The 19,857-nt window shown below is 61.4% G+C and carries 20 protein-coding genes; 3 read left to right on the forward strand and 17 right to left on the reverse strand.

All coding sequences use genetic code 11. The annotated features are described in order from the left end of the window. Positions 1 to 13: 13 nt before the first annotated feature. A complete protein-coding gene (locus EEB13_RS00690; protein WP_141484412.1) occupies positions 14 to 307 on the reverse strand; it encodes a DUF1905 domain-containing protein in 294 nt (97 codons plus the stop codon). Positions 308 to 332: 25 nt separating this feature from the next. Beyond that, complete coding sequence (hisI, locus tag EEB13_RS00695) at positions 333 to 677, reverse strand: phosphoribosyl-AMP cyclohydrolase (RefSeq protein ID WP_033230902.1); 345 nt, start codon at positions 675 to 677, stop codon at positions 333 to 335. Between the two features lie 129 nt (positions 678 to 806). On the opposite strand from hisI, the gene EEB13_RS00700 reads away from it, so the two are divergent. After that, positions 807 to 1,343: a universal stress protein gene (locus EEB13_RS00700; RefSeq protein ID WP_141484413.1), complete on the forward strand. Its 537-nt coding sequence runs from the start codon at positions 807 to 809 to the stop codon at positions 1,341 to 1,343. Positions 1,344 to 1,648: 305 nt separating this feature from the next. On the opposite strand, the gene EEB13_RS00705 is transcribed toward EEB13_RS00700, so the two are convergent. The 4 genes from EEB13_RS00705 to EEB13_RS00720 all read right to left on the reverse strand — a co-directional run bounded on the left by EEB13_RS00705 (position 1,649) and on the right by EEB13_RS00720 (position 7,596). Continuing rightward, complete coding sequence (locus EEB13_RS00705; protein ID WP_141484414.1) at positions 1,649 to 1,987, reverse strand: hypothetical protein; 339 nt, start codon at positions 1,985 to 1,987, stop codon at positions 1,649 to 1,651. Between the two features lie 57 nt (positions 1,988 to 2,044). After that, positions 2,045 to 2,554 (reverse strand): DUF3558 domain-containing protein, encoded by a 510-nt coding sequence (locus EEB13_RS00710; RefSeq protein ID WP_315985004.1) that lies wholly within the window; start codon positions 2,552 to 2,554, stop codon positions 2,045 to 2,047. 101 nt (positions 2,555 to 2,655) lie between these two features. Continuing rightward, positions 2,656 to 5,988 carry a protein kinase domain-containing protein gene (locus EEB13_RS00715; protein WP_141484415.1) on the reverse strand — a complete coding sequence of 1,111 codons (3,333 nt, stop codon included), beginning with the start codon at positions 5,986 to 5,988 and terminating at the stop codon, positions 2,656 to 2,658. A 126-nt stretch (positions 5,989 to 6,114) separates the two neighbouring features. Then, positions 6,115 to 7,596, reverse strand: a complete 1,482-nt coding sequence (locus tag EEB13_RS00720; protein ID WP_033230907.1) for a flavin-containing monooxygenase — start codon at positions 7,594 to 7,596, stop codon at positions 6,115 to 6,117. A gap of 77 nt (positions 7,597 to 7,673) precedes the next feature. Here EEB13_RS00720 and EEB13_RS00725 point away from each other — a divergent pair, with 77 nt between their 5' ends. Further along, on the forward strand, positions 7,674 to 8,303 hold the full coding sequence (locus tag EEB13_RS00725; protein ID WP_033231415.1) for a TetR/AcrR family transcriptional regulator: 630 nt from the start codon (positions 7,674 to 7,676) through the stop codon (positions 8,301 to 8,303). Here the strand turns inward: EEB13_RS00725 and hisF are convergent. The 11 genes from hisF to hisD all read right to left on the reverse strand — a co-directional run bounded on the left by hisF (position 8,300) and on the right by hisD (position 16,312). Then, positions 8,300 to 9,073 (reverse strand): imidazole glycerol phosphate synthase subunit HisF, encoded by a 774-nt coding sequence (gene hisF / locus EEB13_RS00730; RefSeq protein ID WP_033230908.1) that lies wholly within the window; start codon positions 9,071 to 9,073, stop codon positions 8,300 to 8,302. The genes EEB13_RS00725 and hisF overlap by 4 nt on opposite strands. After that, positions 9,070 to 9,903, reverse strand: coding sequence for an inositol monophosphatase family protein (locus EEB13_RS00735; RefSeq protein WP_141484416.1), 834 nt, complete (start codon positions 9,901 to 9,903; stop codon positions 9,070 to 9,072). The genes hisF and EEB13_RS00735 overlap by 4 nt, the downstream gene beginning before the upstream one ends. A 9-nt stretch (positions 9,904 to 9,912) precedes the next feature. Beyond that, positions 9,913 to 10,647 carry a bifunctional 1-(5-phosphoribosyl)-5-((5-phosphoribosylamino)methylideneamino)imidazole-4-carboxamide isomerase/phosphoribosylanthranilate isomerase PriA gene (priA, locus tag EEB13_RS00740; protein ID WP_033230910.1) on the reverse strand — a complete coding sequence of 245 codons (735 nt, stop codon included), beginning with the start codon at positions 10,645 to 10,647 and terminating at the stop codon, positions 9,913 to 9,915. A 19-nt stretch (positions 10,648 to 10,666) separates the two neighbouring features. Further along, entirely contained in the window at positions 10,667 to 10,930 is a 264-nt protein-coding gene (locus tag EEB13_RS00745; RefSeq protein ID WP_033230911.1) for a membrane protein, read from the reverse strand. Next, complete coding sequence (gene hisH / locus EEB13_RS00750; protein ID WP_033230912.1) at positions 10,927 to 11,562, reverse strand: imidazole glycerol phosphate synthase subunit HisH; 636 nt, start codon at positions 11,560 to 11,562, stop codon at positions 10,927 to 10,929. The genes EEB13_RS00745 and hisH overlap by 4 nt, the downstream gene beginning before the upstream one ends. Positions 11,563 to 11,599: 37 nt before the next feature. Beyond that, a complete protein-coding gene (locus EEB13_RS00755; protein WP_033230913.1) occupies positions 11,600 to 11,896 on the reverse strand; it encodes a DUF2470 domain-containing protein in 297 nt (98 codons plus the stop codon). Further along, positions 11,883 to 13,037 (reverse strand): MFS transporter, encoded by a 1,155-nt coding sequence (locus EEB13_RS00760; RefSeq protein WP_261984420.1) that lies wholly within the window; start codon positions 13,035 to 13,037, stop codon positions 11,883 to 11,885. Before EEB13_RS00760 ends, EEB13_RS00755 begins: the two co-directional genes overlap by 14 nt. A gap of 62 nt (positions 13,038 to 13,099) precedes the next feature. Beyond that, on the reverse strand, positions 13,100 to 13,249 hold the full coding sequence (locus tag EEB13_RS31330; RefSeq protein WP_033230914.1) for a hypothetical protein: 150 nt from the start codon (positions 13,247 to 13,249) through the stop codon (positions 13,100 to 13,102). Next, a complete protein-coding gene (gene hisB, locus EEB13_RS00765) occupies positions 13,246 to 13,860 on the reverse strand; it encodes an imidazoleglycerol-phosphate dehydratase HisB (protein WP_033230915.1) in 615 nt (204 codons plus the stop codon). The genes EEB13_RS31330 and hisB overlap by 4 nt, the downstream gene beginning before the upstream one ends. Beyond that, positions 13,857 to 14,993: a histidinol-phosphate transaminase gene (locus EEB13_RS00770; protein WP_095886457.1), complete on the reverse strand. Its 1,137-nt coding sequence runs from the start codon at positions 14,991 to 14,993 to the stop codon at positions 13,857 to 13,859. The genes hisB and EEB13_RS00770 overlap by 4 nt, the downstream gene beginning before the upstream one ends. Beyond that, positions 14,990 to 16,312 (reverse strand): histidinol dehydrogenase, encoded by a 1,323-nt coding sequence (gene hisD / locus EEB13_RS00775; RefSeq protein ID WP_092800465.1) that lies wholly within the window; start codon positions 16,310 to 16,312, stop codon positions 14,990 to 14,992. Before hisD ends, EEB13_RS00770 begins: the two co-directional genes overlap by 4 nt. Before the next feature lie 336 nt (positions 16,313 to 16,648). Here hisD and EEB13_RS00780 point away from each other — a divergent pair, with 336 nt between their 5' ends. Beyond that, entirely contained in the window at positions 16,649 to 19,822 is a 3,174-nt protein-coding gene (locus EEB13_RS00780; RefSeq protein ID WP_261984525.1) for an arabinosyltransferase domain-containing protein, read from the forward strand. Positions 19,823 to 19,857 lie beyond the last annotated feature (35 nt).

The following is a 19,857-nucleotide window of genomic DNA, read 5'->3' on the forward strand; positions in this document are numbered from 1 at the left end:
ATCAAGGCAAAAGTCAGCTCAAACGCTGCTGCAGGTGAACCGACACTTCTTCGCCTGCCGCGCTCTTACCGATCGCTTTGCACAGCGCTACCCGCAGTGGCAACCAATGCGGTCCGTCGCCTGAGGGCATCAAGGTCGCTTCGAAGGGGTGCTCACCGTCCAGCGTGCCAACAACCTTGACTGCTCGCCGGGTACCGAGCCGGTCCGCCGACCCCGGCACGGTCAGATACGTCGCAAACGCGCCGTCCTTCTCGATCGGAGAGGTAAACGAATAGTCGAGCGGTTGCGGAGTCTTCGTCGCGGCCATAATGCTCCCCTTCGGTGAAGTTTTCCTACTCTGCAGCGAGCAGTACGTCGGTATCGAAGCAGGTGTGTGTGCCGGTGTGGCACGCAGCGCCTTCCTGATCGACGATCAGAAGGACTGAATCGCCGTCACAGTCGAGGCGAACTTCGTGGACATACTGGGTGTGGCCCGACGTCTCCCCCTTGACCCAGTACTGCTGACGTGAACGCGAATAGTACGTTCCCTTACGGGTTTCCAAAGTGCGAGCGAGTGCTTCGTCGTCCATCCACGCGACCATCAACACATCGCCTGTGGACTTTTCCTGCGCGACTGCGCTGAACAGTCCGGCGTCATTTCGCTTCAGTTTTGCTGCAATCGCGGGGTCAAGACTCATAGGACGTTTATACCGTCCCACGGCCTCTCCTGCGGAATCCGCCTCCGGAAACTCAGTGGCGACAGCCGTAAAGTAGTTGTCAAAGTTCCGAATTCGTAGATTCGTTCGCCTGGTTAAGGAGAACTCGCGATGAAGAAGCATCATGACGGACCACACCCCGAGCACACCTTCCACCTCGAGAGCCCAGCAAAAGGCATCGTCAATCCACGCCATGTCGTGGTGGGCATCGGCAGCGAACCGTCGGGCGGTGACGTACTGGACTTTGCCCTCTCGCTGGCCACCGCGGAAGATGCATCACTTCATGTCGTTCACTGCATCGATGCCGAGGACCAACCCGTGGAAACCGATTCACCTCGGTTCGAGAAACGCCTCAATTCCGCGATGATCACTCAACGTGAACGCGCACTCTCTGCTTTGACATCTCACCCCGGCAAGTGGACATACGACTGCAAGCACGATGACCCGGCAGATCTCATCGTGTCGACGGCGGAGAAGTACGACGCGTTCACCATCGTGATCGGGGCGCCGCGACGAGGTCCGATTTCCGCGATGAGTCAGTTGCTGCACAGTTCTGTCGCCTCGCGCCTGGACCGCCAGAACAGATACCCGATTGTCATGGTTCCCGCCGGGGTGAAGTCGAGGACATGGACGCATAAGTCGACGTAACTATCGCCGGCAATATTGCACTGTCAGGTTCGCTTCCCTTCAGACCGACTGCTCCCGCCCGACGATTGCGCGGGTCGTAACTTCTCGTATCGAACAGGGCGCGACCACACTCAATCTCCAACGAAACAGAGATATCCATGCCGACGGATTGCAGATTTCGCCGCAGTTTTCAGATCGGCGATCGATTGTTCTTCTTGCTCGTTCTTCGGAATCACCATTGACAATTCGTTCAACAGGAAATGCAATTGATAGCTGTTGAACATAGTATGGCAATATGTGTCAATCCGTCCGATAATGAACATAATTCAGTTGGTCTGACCCACACCCCTGAGAGAGTCAACATTGGTTTGGTCTTGTGTTACTGCATTGTCGATGCACTTCTGAAAGTACGCGCGCATGCCATCGACTGCGGCGATGTGACTTTCCAACGCATTCACCAATGAGTCTGGACTACCAAATGTCTTTTCTTGAAATTTTCCTTGGAGAGCAAGACCGGAGTTCAGAGTACCGAAACCTCCAAACTGCTTGATGTGTTGGGCATCGTTTACTAACGATCGATACTCGGCGATCAGTACCTCACATGCAATCGCCAGCGGTTTTGCAACATTCGGGTCAACGCCGAATACCTGATCCGAATTTGACACTGATCTCACACTCACTCTCAATAACTCGATTTTCGGTCAAGACAAAATCCCACCCCTTCAGGACAGCAGCGGAACGATAGTTTGCGCCGCCCGCTCTACTAGTGCGCATGGCGTTTCAGGCCGGTCGATACTAAACTTTGCACCCACACGAACCATCGCGGTTGACCGAGCTGTCGCGAAGGCTACGTTGCATGCCAAATCCCCGTCATCGCCCTGTTCCTGGTACACAAGAATGCTTCGTCCCGCGATTTCGTCTCGACGCAAATCTCGAATCGTGGAATTTTTTTCCACAGCATCGAGTGAACGATCCGCTGACGTAAGTCCGAGATAGAACCACGAGCCCTCCCAGCTACACACGTTGAATCCATCGATGTGGGTGTTTAGGAGGTCCACACGCTGCGTGCCGGGGTCAACACCCAGGTTCAACAGGTCATCGTGACTCAGAACCGCGCACGGATCGAACATTCCGATCGAATCGACCGGGTAAGCCTCACCCTCGACCGTCGAGGAACATCCCCCAAGTAGAGCGACCACAGAAACCGACAGACAAGCGCCCCACGGCCTCACAGCACTCCCCCTTGTCCATTGGCTTCACCCAGTTGGACGCACGGGAGTACCGCACGGTTCCGCCCGACTGCATCCATTGCGACAAGTCATGATCCCCAGCGCTACGAGGGCTGCTCCAACTCCCACGCCGCGAGTTGTGTGCGCGAGGTGAAACCGAGCTTTGTCAGAATGTGCTCGATATGCCGTTGCGTGGTCCGAACCGAGATTGCCAGGTTATCCGCGATGGCTTTGTTATCCAGGCCGACAGCGACGAGGTCGGCAACCTGTTGTTCGCGCGCACTCAATCCGGCCTCCTGGCCTGTAGCCGACGGATTCTCTTGCAGCGCAAAGGCTACGGACTCGTGAAAGTCCAGGGCGTGCCCTTGATTCCGGGCACTGCGAAAAGCCTGGCTGCCAAGCGCACGAAGCGTTTCCTGCTCGCATCGCTGCCGATAGTTTCCCAAGCTCGGAAACAGAACCGGAGAACTGTTCACCATGTCGACGATCGCCTCGGCGGCGCCCATCAAGACCACGGCGCGACGTTCGTCGTGTTCGGCGCCGGCAATCCATGCAAGCGCGTCCAGGCACACCGTCGCTGTGAGCGGTTCCTCGACGCGTTCGGCGATACGCAATGCCTGTTTGACAAGGTCCGCTGCGTAAGCGAGATCTCCTTGACGCCAGACCGCGACGCCCATCGACCACAGCGAGTAGGACCGGTATACCGATTCGCCGGTGCGCTGCGTGATCGCAAGAACCTGCTCATGGCAGGAGATCGACTGGTCCGTCTCGCCGTTGGCTTCGTACGCCATCCCGAGCGTGTTCAGAATCCACACCCGCAAGGCGAGATCATCGCCGGTGCCGACCAGGTCCAACGCCTTCCGGAGGTAGTCACACGCGCGCGCAGTGTCGCCGAGAAACAGTTCGAGGCAGCCTTGCGCTTGGATCACCCTAGCCTGCGAGGTCCACTCGTCGAGATGCTCGGACAAGTCCAGGTGATCGAACACATCCAGCTTTTGGGACAGCTCGACCGCTTCGGCAACACGCGCCGCCGCGACATCGAGCGCACCCTGGATTTCGGCGAGAACGCCACTGGCACATAGCGCTTTGATTCTGTCGACGGTCGGATGCTCGACATCGATGTCCAGGAGGTGATCGAGCCAATAGCGCCCCTCGCTGAAAAGTCCACGCGAGAGCCAGAATGGGAAGAGTGCGCCGGCGATCTGCAGCCCGAGGCGGTCGTCACTGTGCGTCGACTCCGCGTAGTCCATCGCGTCGCGGAGATTTGATTGTTCTCTCCCCAATCGATCAATCCAGTCTTTCTGCCGGGCACTGATCCATTCGGTTTCCGCTTCCAGCACCATCTTTCGATACCAGTCGCGATGTTGCCGCCGCAACAAACCGTAGTCGCCGGATTCCTCTGCCTTCTCGCGGCCGTAGTCGTGGAGCGTATCGAGCATCCGGAAACGCACGACCGTTTCCGATTCTTCGCGGATCAGGATCGACTTGTCGACCAGCGAGGCCATTCCGTCGAGCAACTCGTCCGCACTGTGATCGCCGCAGCAAATGCTTTCCACTGCATCGAGTTCGAAGCCACCGGCAAAAACGGACAGCCGCGCCCACAACTGCTGTTCCCACCTGGTGCAGAGGTCGTAACTCCAGTCCATGCACAACCTCGAGGTCTGTTGACGGGACGGCGCATTACGACTACCGAGTGTGAGAAGCTTGAACCGGTCGGTCAACCGATCCAGGATCTGTTCGACGGACATCGAACGCAATCGGGCTGCAGCCAATTCGATGGGTAGGGGCAATCCGTCGAGCCGCTGACAAATCCGCGCAACCGTGACCTTGTTTCCCTCAGTCAGCTCGAATCCAGGCAATGCCGCGGCGGCGCGATCAGTGAACAGCGTGATCGCGTCGAATCTGGACAGACCGTGAATCGACGTTTCGCGGTCGGGGGCGGGCACGGACAACGGCGGCACCCGAAGGACAGTCTCGCCACCGATACCGAGCGGTTCACGACTGGTTGCGAGAATGCGAAGGTCCGGACACACACGCAGAAGAAACGTGACCAGATCGGCTACTGCATCAACCAGGTGTTCGCAGTTGTCCAGCAAAAGCAGAACGTTCCGATTGGCAAGAAAGTCAGCCAATACGTCGTCGAGGGGGCCGGTTCGGTCTCTGATCCCGAGCGAGGACGCAACAAGTTCGGCAAGCAAAGACGCGTCCTGGAGTTCGCCCAGTTCGGCTACGGACACTCCGTCGTCAAATTTCTGTCGCAGATCCGCTGCGACTCTCACCGCCAGCCGAGTCTTTCCTACGCCACCGATACCCGTCAATGTGACCAGCCGCGATTCGAGAATCTTCGCTTTGGTTTCGGTCAACTCTCGCCGCCGACCGATGAAGCTGGTCAGTTCCAACGGCAAATTGCCGGAAGGGGGCGGGGACGTGGTTGTCGCAGACGAGCCTGCGTATCTGACGAGGACATTGCCATCTGACGCTCCGGAGTTCTGCTGACTTTCCTCACCCGCTTCAGTTGCCAGCAGCGCCATATCGGTAACGGGAAAACCTTTAACCGACTGGATCTTCCGAAGGTCTTCGCCGAATTCGCGGGCAGAAGCAGTCCGCCGAAGTGGGTCGCCATACATCGCGTGCTCGATCGCCGCGGACATCCCTTCCGGGATTCCCAGTTCACGGAGGTCGGGAATCGGCTCGGTCGTGATGCGCAAGAACTGCGCGATCAATTCCTCGCCGCTGCGACGTTGGAATGCCGCGTGCCCGGACACAGCGCAGAACAATGTTGCACCGAGACCGTAGATATCTCCCGCAACGCTGGGCGGCTCTCCGCTGAGAATTTCGGGTGCCGTGAACGCCGGCGATCCCGTCACGGTACCGGTGGACGTCTCGAATCCGCCCACGATGTGCGCGATACCGAAATCCGTGATCGCCGGCTCGCCATAGTCGGTGAACAGGATGTTCGCAGGTTTGACGTCCCGGTGGAGGATCCCGAGTCGATGAGCACTTTCGAGGGCGCCGGCAATTTTCACTCCGAGCCTAAGAGTCTCGTTCAGCGACAGCGGACCCGTCGAACGAATTCTTGTTTCCAGAGATCCTCTCGGGTGATACGGCATCACGATGTACGGGTGACCGCTTGCAGTGGTGCCGACGTGCAAAACGTTGACGATGTTCGGGTGACCGGTCAGCCTCCCCATCACGTGTTGTTCACGGACGAAGCGAGCATCGTTTTCCTGTTCAACGCTCGCGGTCAGGACCTTGACAGCAACGATGCGATCCAAGCGCGGCTGCGAACAGCAATAGACGACGCCGAAGCCTCCACGCCCGATCTCTCGGGCGTCCTCCAGCCCCGACATCTCCAGTTCGGAGACGACGTTCGACGTATCGTGCGCCGTGCTGAACGGATCAGCACGCTGCGTACCAAACGGATCGATTTCCGACATCAACCTTGCACCAACCAACCCTCCCCGAAGATTCGCTGGCACTGATCTCGAGAAGCCCAAAATCAGGATATCCCTTTTTGCCGCAGCGCACCGTCGCCCTTTGCCAGGAAACAAGCGCAGGAAAGCTCAGGAGATCGAATAGGCCTCGAGAGGGAAGCGCTTCGCCTCGACAAATGCGTTGCGCGTCGATGTTGGCCGCAGGATAGCCGCCTCACCGTGCTGATTGAAGTAATAGCTTCGCGCGGTCTGGCAACTGCCGCCGTAGAAAACGGAGTCCGCCAGGTTTTCGGTCATTCGGTCGAGAAACTCGGTATTGGCGGCCTCGGTGACCTCGAAGGTGTCGGCTCCTCGCCGCTTCAGTTCACCGAACAGTCGCTCGATGTGCTGCATCTGCGATTCGATGGTCGTGAAGTAGGACAGCCCGCTGTACGAATAGGGACTCGCGAGGGTGAGAAAGTTAGGGAAATGCGGGACGGACACTCCCTCATACGCCTGGAAACGGTTGTCACGCCACCACTTTCCGAGATTTCTGCCCTCTCGGCCGATAACCTCGATGGCCGGGAAGTTGACGTCCCACAGATTGAACCCAGTAGCCAGCACCAGAGTGTCGATCTCGGTCTTACGACCGTCAACCGTGACGATACCGTCGGCGGCAATGTGGTCGATCGACGTGGTCTCGAGGTGAACGTTTCGTTTGGTGAATGTACGGAAGTAGCTGTTGGAGAAGGTAGGTCGCTTGCATCCGAAATCGTAGTCGGGAGTGAGCTGCTTACGCAGCGCCGCGTCGCGGACCTGCGACCGCAGGAAGGCACGCGATGCTGCTGCGGCGCCCTTGTTGAGCAACTTCACCTGCTTGTAGTGCAAGACAGCGCTCACCATGATCATTTCCAGAATTCCGGAACTGACAGCTCGCGCGATCCGCTGGGTCAACGGAATTCGAGAGAAGAGCTTCTGGACGGCCGACGGAATGGGGACGTCGAGCTTGGGAACAACCCAGATTGGCGTGCGTTGGTACACGGTCAGATCCGCGGCTTGGCGCGCAACTTCGGGAATGAGTTGCACTGCAGTAGCGCCGGTTCCGATGATTGCCGTCTTCGTACCGGCAAGATCGTACGAATCGTCCCACGCCGTGGTGTGAATGATCTTGCCCGCAAATTCGTCGATGCCGGAGATATCCGGCCGATGCGGCTGAGAGAGAAAGCCCGTCGCCGTCAGTAGATAGGTCGCGGTGATCTCAGGCTGCCCGTCCACGGACACCACCCAGTGCGCCTCGTCCTCGTCCCACCGCGCGCCGTTCACGACGGCGCCGAATGTCATATGGCGTCGTAGGTCGTACTTGTCCGCGACATGGTCGGCATACTTCTTCAATTCCGCACCTGGCGCAAAGAGCCTCGACCAGTGCGGATTGGGCTCGAACGAATACGAGTAGGTGACCGACGCGATGTCGACCGCCAATCCCGGATAGCGATTGACGTGCCACGTTCCACCCAGATCATCCTCGCGTTCGAGGATCGCCAGGTTGTTCAGGCCCAACCGCTTGAGTTGAATGGCTGCGCCCATTCCGCCAAAGCCCGCCCCGACCACTACTGCGTCGTACTGCACTGCCATCAGTTGAAATCCCCTCGTGAACCGCACATCAGAAACTGACACGTCATTCCGTTATGGAAAACGGTATCATCTTCAGCGTGACGAAGGCCATAACCCGAGCGGAGCGAAAAAAGGCGGAACTACGCCGCGAGATCATCGACGCATCGTTCGAGTGTTTTGCCCAACGGGGCTATCACGCCACCGGAATCGCTGATATTGCAACAACTCTCGGTATCGGCCACGGCACGTTCTACCGATACTTCGAGAACAAACGCGACATCATCGATCACGTTATCGACGATCTGATTGCCAAGATCATCGACGCACTGGCCACCGACAATGCGCCGGACGCAGCCAACACCTTGGACGAGTACCGAGCTCAGGTAGCCCGCATCGCGGATGTACTCCCCCGTATCTTTTTCGACGACCCACGGATCCCGCGGGTGCTGCTCTTCGAGACAACGGGGGTCGACGCCGACCTGACGGGCCGGATGCTCGACCTACTCGACCAGGCCGCCGCACTGACTGCCGGATATCTCCGTCACGGCGTCGAATGCGGATACCTTCGCGCCGACCTCGACATCGCGAATACGGCCCAGGCCGTCAACGGCATGATGCTGGCCAGCGGCATACAGGGACTGCGAGCCGAGTCGTCCGTGGACTGCACCGCCCTCAATCAGGCGATCACCCGGATGATGTTCGACGGAATCCGAGCAGAAAACACCTAGCGGACAACAATCCCTTCGGCGCGCATGGCGTCCTTGACCTGCGGGATGCTCAGGTCACCGAAGTGGAAGACACTCGCCGCGAGGACTGCGTCGGCGCCTGCTTCGACGGCAGGCGCAAAATGTTCGACCAGACCGGCGCCGCCGCTGGCAATCACCGGAACGTGAACGGCGGCGCGGACCGCGCGGATCATCAGCAGATCAAAACCGGCCTTGGTGCCGTCGGCGTCCATGGAGTTGAGCAGGATCTCTCCGACCCCCAACTCTGCGCCGCGCTCGGCCCACTCGACCGCGTCGATGCCGGTTCCGCGCTTGCCACCGTGCGTCGTGACCTCCCAGCCGGACGGCGTGTCCGGCTGGCCCTGCGGAACCGTCCTTGCGTCGACGGACAAGACGATGCACTGCGAACCGAAACGCTCACTCAATTCCTTGAGCAGTTCAGGACGTGCGATGGCTGCGGTGTTGACGCTGACCTTGTCGGCTCCGGCGCGCAGCAGGCGGTCGACGTCCTCGACCGTGCGTACACCGCCGCCCACCGTCAGCGGAATGAAAACCTGCTCGGCAGTACGACTTACGACGTCGAGCATCGTGCCACGATCAGACGTCGACGCGGTCACGTCCAGGAAGGTCAGCTCGTCGGCGCCTTGGGCGTCGTACGCTGCGGCCAGTTCGACCGGATCGCCCGCGTCGCGAAGGTTCTCGAAGTTGACACCCTTGACCACTCGTCCGGCATCGACGTCGAGGCACGGGATCACACGAACTGCGAGGGTCATGACGTTGGTCCTCCTGGGGACGAAGCGCGCGGATCACCGAGCGATGTAAGGATGTCGAGAATTTCACCGTGAACACCGGGAGCGGCAGCAAGTACCGAACCCGATTCTACGGTCCACGGGTTACCGGCGAGGTCGGTGACTACCCCACCTGCCGCGCGGACAAGGGCAACGCCCGCCGCGTTGTCCCACGCATTGTGCCCATAGACGATTGCGCCGCCCAAAATGCCTGCCGCGGTGAAGGCCAGATCAACTCCCGTGCTGCCGTGGATACGGATACGGGAAGACACCTTGCTGATTTCGGCCAGTACTTCCAGCCGATAGCTGCCGGGAATTCGTCCGCGACTCTTCGCGTTGAGCGCACCCAGCGCAACGATCGACGACGCCAGATCAGTGGATGCCAAGGGTGGTACGGCGCTGCCGTTCACCAGCAACGGGCCGCCCGCTTTTGCCGCGTAGGTATGTCCGATCAACGGCAACCAGGTCAACCCCAGGACCGGAACGCCGTCGTCGAGCAATGCCAGCAGAGTGCCGGCCTGCGGGAGCCCGGCCGAGTAGTTGAACGTGCCGTCGACGGGATCGAGAACCCAGACGAGCCCGGACTCGATGTCGGGCCCGCCGAATTCCTCGCCGTGCACTTCAATCCCGGTGCGATCGAACAACTCCGACGACAACCGCTTCTCGAGCGCGAGGTCCACCTCGGTGGCAAAATCGGCCCAACCCTTACGGACTGCGCTCGGCGAACCCACACCGGCAACAAACTGATCGTGAACGCCGTCAAGCAGCCCACCGGCAATCGCGAGGAGTTCGTCGAGGTCACGCGGCGGGTTCATCAAGCGAATCTAACCGGAAACTGCAGCAAGTGCTTCAGGAAGGGTGAAGCGGCCGGCGTACAGCGCCTTGCCGACAATCGCGCCTTCGACGCCCTGATCAACGAGGCTGGAGATGGCCAGCAGATCGTCGATGGTTGAAACACCACCGGATGCAACAACGTGGGCGTCGGTCACGGCGCACACCTGGCTCAGAAGTTCGAGATTGGGACCGGTGAGGGTTCCGTCCTTGGATACGTCGGTGACGACGTAACGCGTGCAGCCGTCACGGTCCAGACGAGCGAGGGTTTCCCAGAGGTCTCCGCCGTCGGTGACCCAGCCGCGCCCGCGGGTACGGTACTGGCCGTCGACCAGACGCACATCGAGGCCGACGGCAATCCTGTCGCCGTACTTGGCCAATGCACGAGCGCACCACTCGGGATCTTCGATGGCAGCGGTGCCGAGGTTGACGCGAGCACAGCCGGTGGCCAGTGCAGCTTCGAGGGAGGCGTCGTCACGGATTCCACCGGACAGTTCGACCTTGACCGTCAGGTCACCGATGACGCCTGCCAGCAGTTCGCTGTTGGATCCGCGCCCGAAGGCGGCGTCGAGGTCGACAAGATGTACCCATTCGGCACCGTCGTTCTGCCACGCAAGGGCGGCGTCGCGGGGCGACCCGTAACCGGTCTCACTTCCCGCCTCTCCTTGCACGAGGCGAACAGCTTCACCGTTGACAACATCCACAGCAGGCAAAAGGACCAGGCTCACGTGCGATAACCCTAGTCGGTCAGGACCTTGAACCGTGTGTCGGGTCTTGATCACCGTCGCCGAAGGCATTTCGCGTCATCCGCTTCGACACGACGCCCATCGCCGCGATGGCCGCGCCAACCCCGACGAGGCCGATCACGAGCCCCACGACGGGCGTCGGATCCACCAGAACGACGATCACCGTCGTGACTGCCAGAACAGCCACGGCGGCGCCGAGCGAGAACAGCGCAAGACGAGCCAACGAGAAGTTGTCTCCGCTGTACTTGCCGGAAGGTCCGGTCACAAACTCTGCACCCAGTTGCTCAGCAACTCAGCACCCGCATCGCCCGACTTCTCGGGGTGGAACTGCGTTGCGGACAGCGCACCGTTCTCGACGGCAGCGAGGAACTTTCCGCCGTGATCGGCCCACGTCAGTTTGGGAGCAGCGATGTGCTCGGACGGCGGCAGTTCCCAGTTCTGCACACCGTACGAGTGGACGAAGTAGAAACGGGTGTCCGCGTCGATGCCCTTGAACAGCGTGCTGGACTCGGGTGCTTCGACGGTGTTCCATCCCATGTGCGGCAACACATCGGCCTTCAAGCGCTCGACAGTGCCGGGCCATTCGCCGCACCCTTCGGCTTCGACGCCGAATTCGACGCCGCGCTCGAACAGGATCTGCATACCGACACAGATGCCCAGAACCGGCCGTCCGCCCGCGAGGCGCTGACCGATGATCCGCTCACCCCGAACCTCACGCAGGCCCTCCATGCACGCAGCAAAAGCGCCGACGCCGGGAACGACCAGGCCGTCTGCGGCCAGCGCCACCTTGGGATCGCTGGTTACCTCCACCTGTGCGCCGGTGCGCGCCAATGCGCGGGTGGCCGAATGCAGGTTGCCGGAGCCGTAGTCGAGGACGGCAATCGTGGAAGCGCTCATGCCCCAACTCTATCGGGCACGTCTGACGCTACTGCGATCAGTGCTCGGGCCTCGCAACACCAAGTTTGTTGTACGCGTCCATACACAGAGCAACCACTTGCGTCCGGATGGCGGCGCGGTCCACTGCCGGCTCGGGCCACGGAACCTTCACGAGCTTTTCCGTCCCGTCGACCTCGGCAACCCACTCGCCCGCAACCGAATCGAGTCCCACCATTCGCGCGCTGGTCGCGGTCGGCTCCGCGAAAGCCCGAACGATCATCAGATTGTCGCTCGTGTGATCCGCATTCATATGAGCGGTCACACCGGCGATAACCGTGTCGTCAAAGGTTGTCATAACTCCGGATCTTAGAACCTGCCGTGTGGTTGTCCGGTTTCGGATCGCCCCGCCGGCCGATCGATGTGCCGGCCACAGCGAGTGCCGGGATCAACGCGACGACACTTGCCGAGACGATGAATACCCACGTGTATCCCGACGCCGATGCCACAAATCCCAGCGCAATCGCGCCGATTCCAGTTCCGGCGTCGTATGCGATGTTCCAGATCGCGCTGGCCGATCCGATGCGTTTCGGACCTGCAGCCGAAAAAGCCATGACCAAGGATTCATTCTGCACAGCACCGAATCCGAACCCGAAAAGCACTGCAGCGCCGATCAACACCACATTCGCACCGTCGTCGACACTCAGGGCGAACAGGAGTAGACCGACTGTCGCCGACACCAAGGCCGGTGCGAGCATCTTGCCGCTACCGAATCGATCGGAGATCAATCCCGCTGAGTATCGACCCACCAGCATGGACCCACTGGCCGTCGCCAGCACCACGCCGGCGATCGCGGCACGATCCGAAATCGCGATGGGCAACAGCGAGGACAAGCCGCCGAACGACGCTGACACGCACGCAAGCGCGACCACGGGGACGATCACCGTGAACACACTCACTCGCGCAGACGTGCCGGTTGGCTGAGCGCGCAATTTCGGCAAGCGGGTGATGGCGATTACCGCGAGCGCCGGAACCACGGCGCCCAAAACGAAGACCGGTGTGGCCGACCATCGTGCCGCTATCGCCAAACCCATTGGCAACCCTGCCATTTGAGAGGCTGCAATCGCGATGCCCTGGGCTCCGGTAGCTCGGCCCAGTATCCGCCTGGGCGCCAATTCCGCGACCAGTGCGCCGCCGGCGACCGTGAGCAAACCGAATCCGACACCGCGCACTGCCGACACCGACAACGCCGCAATCGAATCGGAAGACATCAACAGCACCAGCGACGGTGGCCCGAGCAACAGGCACCCCGCAGTGAGTACAGGACGATAGCCGCGAGTCCTCAACAAGCGCGGCACCAGCAACTGTGTCAGCACAGTAGCCGCCATGAAGACGCCCGTCACGGCCCCGGCCAAGGCGTCGGAGCCACCCGACTGCGCCACCACCAACGGAACAACCGGAAGCAGTAACGACCAGCCACCAAATGCGGCAGCAGCCATGACCAGGACACTGATCATCCCCGGGGTTCGGAGTAACCCCGGGGATGATGTGCGTTCGACCATCAGATGCGCAGCGCGCCGGCTACCGCTGCAAGAATTGCCAGTGCCAGAAGGATTCCCGACGCCAATTTGTTCACCTTGAACATCGAGTAGGCCCCGCCCACAGCGATTCCCGCGCCGATGAACAACAGATAGGTAAAGAGGACGCTCACAGAGTGCCCTTCGTCGAAGGCACGCCGCTCACGCGCGGATCCGGCTCGACGGCCTCACGCAGAGCGCGAGCAACAGCCTTGAACTCGGCCTCCGTGATGTGGTGCTGATCGCGTCCGTACAGAACCCGAACATGCAGGGCGATACGAGCATTGAGCGCGATCGACTCGAAGACGTGGCGGTTGATCACCGCGTGGTACGGAACGCCGGGGTACCCGCCGATGACGGAATGCACCATGTAATCCGGTTCCCCGGTATGCACGCAGTACGGACGGCCGGACACGTCGACGGACGCGTGCGCGAGGGTTTCGTCCATCGGGATGAAGGAATCACCGAATCGGCGAATACCCTTCTTGTCCCCCAATGCCTGACCCAACGCCTGACCGAGAACGATGGCGGTGTCCTCGACGGTATGGTGAGCGTCGATTTCGACGTCACCTTTCGCCTGAACACTCAAGTCGAAGCTGGCGTGCGTACCCAACGCGGTGAGCATGTGGTCGAAGAACGGGACGCCGGTGGAAACGTCGACAATGCCGGTCCCGTCCAGGTTCAATTCGACGACGATGCTGGATTCTCGCGTCGTTCGTTCGATCCGCGCAATGCGATCGCTCATGCCGTTTCTCCTGCGTTGATGAGTTCTGTACCGGCGATCTCGTCACTGGCTGTGATGAACGCGTCGTTCTCGGCTTCGAGTCCGACCGTCGCCCGCAGATATCCGGGGATACCGATGTCGCGAATGAGGACACCTCGATCGAGGTAGGCCTGCCACGCCTGCGCACTGTCGGTGAATTGACCGAACAAGATGAAGTTCGCGTCACTGGGAATCACTCGGAAACCGGTGTCCGCCAATGCCTTCGATACCCGATCACGCTCGGCTGACAATGCGTGAACGCTGGCGAGGGTCTCGTCGGCGTGACGCAGCGCAGCGCGCGCGGCAGCCTGCGTGACCACCGAGAGGTGATACGGCAAGCGCACCAACAACAATGCATCGATGAACGCGGGGGCGGCAGCCAGATAGCCGAGTCGGCCACCGGCAAACGCAAACGCCTTGCTCATCGTGCGCGTGACCACGATCTTGGTGGGGAACTCGTCGATGAGCGTCATCGCACTGGGGGCGGCGGAGAACTCGGCGTAAGCCTCGTCGACGATCACGATGCCCGGCGCCACCTCGAGGATGCGTCGCAGTTCCGCGATGCCGACACTGTGGCCGGTCGGGTTGTTGGGACTGGTCACGAACACGACATCCGGTCGACGTTCCGCGATCACGGTGACGGCAGCATCCACGTCCAATGCGAAGTCATCCCGACGGAAGACCTCGACCCACTCGGTATCGGTGCCGTCCGCGATGATCGGGTGCATCGAGTACGAGGGCACAAATCCCATCGCGCTGCGTCCAGGACCGGCAAAGGCCTGGAGTAGTTGCTGCAGGATTTCATTCGATCCGTTGGCCGCCCAGAGGTTGTCGACGGTGACCGGTACACCCGTCTGCTTCGACAGGTACGCAGCAAGATCCGTCCGCAGCGCCACAGCGTCGCGGTCGGGGTAACGGTGCAGTTCCTTGGCCGCTTCACGCACGGATTCGGCGACGTCATCGATGAGCGCCTGCGTCGGCGGATGCGGGTTCTCATTGGTGTTGAGCTGTACGGGAACCGTCAACTGCGGAGCGCCGTACGCGGACTTACCGCGCAGGTTCTCGCGAATCGGGAGCGCGTCGACCGAAATCGACGCTCCGGGAGCGGCACTCATCGCAGAGCCTCGAACCGCAGACGCACAGCCTCACCGTGAGCCGGCAGGTCTTCAGCATTGGCCAGCGTGATGACATGTCCGGCAACATCTTTCAATGCCGATTCGGAGTAGTCGATCACGTGGATGCCGCGCAGGAACGTCTGCACACTCAGTCCGGACGAGTGACGTGCACAGCCGGCCGTCGGCAGAACGTGGTTGGAGCCGGCGCAGTAGTCGCCGAGGCTGACCGGCGCCCACGGACCGACAAAAACCGCTCCGGCGCTGGTGACCTGAGCTGCGACACCGGTGGCATCTTCGGTCTGAATCTCGAGGTGCTCGGCTGCGTAGGCGTTGACTACGCGGAGACCAGCTGCGACGTCCGAGACCAGAACGGTTCCGGACTGGCTTCCGGTGAGGGCGGTGGTGACGCGCTCGCGGTGCTTGGTGATCTCGAGTTGCGCGGCCAGAGCCTTGTCGACCGCGTCGGCCAATTCAACGCTGGTCGTGACAAGGACGCTGGCGGCCATCACGTCGTGCTCGGCCTGGCTGATGAGGTCGGCGGCAACGTGGACCGGGTCAGCGGTGTGGTCGGCGAGGATCGCGATCTCGGTGGGACCGGCTTCTGCGTCGATGCCGACCAGTCCGCGGCACAGACGCTTTGCGGCAGTGACATAAATGTTGCCGGGACCGGTGATGAGGTCGACCGGGACAAGCTCGGTTCCGTCGGTGTCGGTTCCGCCGTAGGTCAGGAGGGCAACGCCCTGCCCGCCGCCGACGGCCCACACCTCGTCGACGCCGAGCATGGCTGCGGCGGCAAGAATGGTGGGGTGCGGCAATCCGCCGAAGTCAGCTTGTGGAGGCGAAGCGACAACCAACGATCCGACGCCGGCGGTCTGAGCCGGGACGACGTTCATGACAACGCTCGACGGATACACGGCGTTGCCGCCGGGAACATAGAGACCAACACGCTCGACCGGAACCCAACGCTCGGTGACCGTGCCACCCGGAACGACCTCTGTGACGGTGTCCTTGCGACGCTGATCGGCGTGCACCTTGCGAGTGCGCTCGATCGCAACCTCGAGGGCTTCCTTGACTGCGGGGTCGAGTTCGCGCAGTGCGCGTTCGAGCTCAGCTGCCGGAACGCGGACCGAAGACGGGCGCACGCCGTCGAACTTCTCGCCGAACTCGAGAGCAGCTTCTGCGCCGCGATCGCGAACGGCCTCGACCATCGGGCGAACCTGATGCAGCACCGCATCCACATCCACTCCACCTCGCGGAAGCGCGGCACGAAGTTCGGCCGTGGATGGGGTACGACCACGCAGGTCGGTGCGGGCAAGCATGAGAGTTCCTCTCGTACGCAAACGGGGGACCTGTGTCTCGCGGAGAGAACACAGAACTGACGTCAATTATTCAGGATAGTCGCACCCTGTTAAGCACCGGTCCACCTGCGGCGCTCAGCGACCACCCGCCATCGCCGCCAGTGGCGGCGGTCACTGTCGATCGGCGTCGCGGGATTTAGGCAAATTCCACATCCGACATTTCGAAGGTCGCTGTGTTTATAACAAACGCGTCACGCACCGCTAGGGTCGAAAGTCGTGACAGACAGTGACGTGGCCGTGGCCGCACCTCCCAACCCGCCGATTCCGCAGCGCGCCGCACGGCAGTCGCACGCAAGGATGGTGGCAATCGTTGCCTCCGTTCTCGGAATCCTCGCGTGTGTATCCATACCGTTCCTGCCTATCCAGCAGGACACGGCCGGCATCAACTGGCCACAGGCCGGTTCGACGACCAGCGTCGAATCCCCCCTCGTCTCGTACACACCGCAGCGGTTCGAGGCCTCCATTCCGTGCGCGTCGATAAACGAGCTGGCAGCAACGGGTGGAACCCTCGTATCTACCGCGCCCGCAAGCGCCGCCGATGCGCGTCGCTACGGGTTTGTCGCTACGGTGTCGCCCGCATCGGCAGACGCACCCGCACGCGTCGACGCGATCCTGCGGGACGAGGTTGTGTTCTCGGGACCGCTTGACGAACTCCCCGGCGGTTGCGCGCTGACGGTGCTCGCCGAGCCCACCCGGACGACGGTCTCCGTCACCGGGTCAGAGCCACGGATTCTCGATGGTGACCACCGGCCGCAAGTTGTCGGCGTGTTCAGCGACCTGAACACCGCTGCCGCCGGATTGGACGTCTCGATAGTCTCCGACTCCCGATTCACGTCGAGCCCGTCGACGATCAAAACGCTCGCCCTGATTCTCGGTGCGCTGACCGCGATCATCTCGCTCGTCGCGTTGCACCGCCTCGATAATCTCGACGGCCGTCACAGCCGCAAATTTCTGCCGACGAGGTGGTGGAAATTCACCCGCGTCGACGGTGTTGTCATCGGAACATTGGTGCTGTGGCACTTCATCGGAGCCACGACAACCGACGACGGCTACCAGTTCACGATGGCCAGGGCAGCTGAGCAATCCGGGTACATGTCGAACTACTTCCGCTGGTTCGCCGTCCCGGAAACACCGTTCGGAACTCCCTACTACAACATCCTCGGACTGCTCGCGCACATCAGTCCGGCAAGCCCGTGGGTCCGGCTCCCAGCACTGGTGGCCGGCGTCGTCGCGTGGCTTGTCATCAGTCGTGAGGTCGCCCCGCGCCTCGGCGCAGCAATCCGCGGAAACCGTCTTGCTCTCTGGACCGGCGCGCTCGTTTTTCTCGCATTCTGGCTCCCGTTCAACAACGGATTGCGCCCCGAACCGATTGTTGCACTCGGCGTTCTCCTGACGTGGTGCTCGATCGAACGCGCCATCGCGACACGTCGACTCCTGCCGGTTGCCGTCGCAATTCTGATTGCCGGGTTCACGTTGACGGCAGGTCCGTCCGGACTGATCTGCTTCGCCGCGCTGATCGCCGGCATCCGTCCCGTCATCGGCATCATCGTCGAACGCGCTCGGACCACCGGTTACCTCGCTGCCGTCGGACCGCTTCTTGCTGCAGGACTGTCGATTCTCATCCCCGCCTTCGGCGATCAGAGCCTGGCCGCCGTCATCGAAATGCAGCGCGTTCACTCGATCTCACCGAACGCTCCGTGGTTCGACGAATATCTGCGCTACCAGTACCTGCTCAACATCTCCGTCGACGGATCACTGACACGGCGCTTCGGCGTTTTTGTCATGTTCCTGTGCCTTGGAGTCTGCACCGCGATGATGCTCCGCAAAGGCGGCCGCATCCCCGGATTGGCCGCCGGCCCGCCGCGGCGAATTGTCGGTCTCACCATCGGCGCGCTGCCGCTGCTGATGTTCTCGCCCACCAAGTGGACGCACCACTTCGGAATCTTCGCAGGGCTGACAGCAGTGCTCGCAATGATGACGGCAGTTGCGGTCGGAACCACCCTTCTGCGTTCCCCGCGCAATCGCGCGCTGTTCGCCGCAGGCGTGCTGTTCCTGCTCGCAGTGGCGTTCACCGGCAGCAACAGCTACTACTACGTCTCGAGCTACAGCGTTCCCTGGTGGGACAAACCCGTATCGATCAGTGGGCTCGGCGCGAGCACCGTTCTCCTCGGGCTGACCGTGCTGATGCTCGGGGTCGCCACGTGGTTCTTCTTCCGTGAGCCGTACACCGTCGGCAAGGAGATGTCGCCGCGTCAGGCTCGCCTGCTGGCCATCTCACCGCTGACCGTCGCGGCCGGTGCCATGGTTCTCTTCGAAGTTCTCTCGATGTCCAAGGGCGTGATCAGCCAGTACCCGGCCTATTCGGTGGGTCGCGCGAACGTCGACGCGGTGCTCGGACAACCCTGTGGACTAGCCAACGACGTCCTGCTCGAAACAGATCCGAACGCATCGATGCTGGCTCCGTTGTCCGGCGACATCGCAACCGCACTTTCAGCCGGCGGCGCCACCGGATTTGATCCGAACGGTGTTGCCGGCGACCTCAGCGCCGACGAGGAAGCGACCGCCACCGGTGGTGCCAACACTGTCGACAGCGACGAGACCACGGCCGGAAACTCCGCCGGAACCGGTGGTGGTGCTGGAGTGACCGGCGTCAACGGCAGTTCGGTCGCGTTGCCGTTCGGCCTCGATCCCGCCACAACTCCGGTGATGGGCAGCTACGGCCAAGCCGCACCGGGCACCCTGACCAGTGGGTGGTACCAACTTCCCGACCTCAGCGACAGCGGCACCCGCGGCGACATCATTTCCATCGCCGCAGCCGGACGCGTCCGATCCGTCGACACTGACGGCATCGTCACGTACGGGCAGAACGTCGAGGTCGAATACGGCACCGCGCGAGGTGCCGATGACGTCGAAATCGGTGGCCGAATCGCACCTCTCGACATCGGCCCGTCGCCGTCGTGGCGCAACCTTCGCGTTCCTCTCGACCAGATTCCTGTGGAAGCCAACACTATTCGTCTTGTTGTCAGCGATCTCGACAGCAAGGACGATCAATGGGTAGCGGTTACTCCGCCGCGTGTACCGCAAACACAGAAACTGCAGGACGTTGTCGGTTCCGACGCTCCCGTGATGTTGGATTGGGCTGTGGGTCTGGCCTTTCCGTGCCAGCGCCCGTTCGACCATCGCGTCGGCGTTGCCGAGGTTCCCGAGTACCGCATCCTGCCCGATCACAGCGGCGCACTCGTGACCACAGCGTGGCAGGACCACTTCGGTGGTGGTCCGCTCGGGTGGATCGATCTCCTCGTCAGTGCGCAGACCATACCGTCGTATCTCGACAACGACTGGGGTCGCGACTGGGGTTCGATCGAGAAATACACTCGACTGGATCCTGCGGCGGTACCCGCGGAACTCGACGAATCCCGCGTGCAACGTTCGGGTATGTGGACTCCCGGTCCGATGACGATTGAATTCTGATCCTGCAAAAGCCACCTTTCTGGACACCTGTATGA

Source organism: Rhodococcus sp. WS3 (assembly GCF_003797085.1).
Taxonomy (GTDB): Bacteria; Actinomycetota; Actinomycetes; order Mycobacteriales; family Mycobacteriaceae; genus Rhodococcus_F; species Rhodococcus_F globerula.